The organism is Aestuariivita sp., assembly GCF_021404545.1.
Lineage (GTDB): Bacteria > Pseudomonadota > Alphaproteobacteria > Rhodobacterales > Rhodobacteraceae > Aestuariivita.
This window is the reverse complement of record NZ_JAAWWD010000087.1, coordinates 1-1104: the sequence shown is the minus strand read 5'-3', so window position 1 is coordinate 1104 and position 1104 is coordinate 1. Positions and strand designations below refer to the sequence as shown.

Sequence of the window (1104 nt, the reverse complement as noted above, 5' to 3'; positions counted from 1 at the left end):
TGGGTGGGTGTGGCTCTGCTCATGGCCCAAACCCCCGCCCGGTTCGGGGGTCTCGTGGGCCAATGTGCCGGTTGCCGCGTCATATTCTGGCAACGCCGGCAGGTAGGATGGGTCATAGACTAGGTTGATATCACCCGGCGTGCTCGCCGTGAAGGGCTGCCCATCCGCCCGCGCCCCCCCAGCCGCATTGGCCTGAAAGCTGATTGTGGTGGTCTGCGGGTCCTCCACGATCCGGCTGACAAGCTCTCGCCCGGTGTCAAAATTGGTCTCACCGGTAACGAAGCTTTTGCTCTCGAGCCAAAGCCCGTGCAGCCAGCTTTGGCTGATTTCGCCAGTCTCCATATCCACCCGCGCAGTGGGATCAACGCGTTGCAGACTTTCCTCGGCCTGCCGCCTATAGGCCTCATCGCCCTGCACGATGCCTTCTAGCCCTGTGGGATCAATGAACGACATCGGGTTGTTGTTGGCATAGGCAAAGAGAGTGCAGGCGATGGTGTTGCCTACGCAGCGCTCGGGGTCGCTGAGATAGAGCGGGTCAGGCGAGATGAAGCGCCCCAGCGCCGGATCGTAGTAGCGCGCCCCGTAGTAATAGAGCCCCGTCGCATCATCGAGATATTTGCCGGTAAAGCGGTGATGCGTCTTTTCACGCGGCTTCTCGTCGGCGACGGCCTCCTCATGGCTGGCCCAATCGGATGACAGAATTTGGGGCTGATGCTCTGTGCCATAGGCGCGGTAGAGCATCTGTTCGACCGGCACACCAGCGCTCGTCATCACGTAATCCGGGGAATCCAGATGGTCCTTGAGATAGTAGAACCAGCGCCCTGTCCCGTGTTCCATCCGCACCAAGCGGGTAGAGCCGATATTGACAAAGCTCTCGTCCCCTTTCGGCCCGCGATGGAAAGTTTCGGTGGGAAAGAGGTAAAGCTCTGCGGCACCCGCATCGTCGAGCGGCACTACGTCCTTGTACGTTCTCCGCCCGGTTTGGTCGTAGCCAAAGAACACGTCATGCTCCAAGGTCTGCGCCCGGATCAGCCGCCCATAGGCATCGAAAACCGTTGCCGTTACCTTGGGGCTCGCGGCCTGCTGACCAAAGCCGTCAAAGCT

Annotated in this window: 1 protein-coding gene; it reads right to left on the bottom strand. The window is 60.5% G+C overall.

The features are described 5' to 3' along the window. Window positions 1-1104: RHS repeat-associated core domain-containing protein (locus HEP69_RS23485; protein WP_290560944.1), on the bottom strand; the 1104-nt coding region annotated here is incomplete at both ends.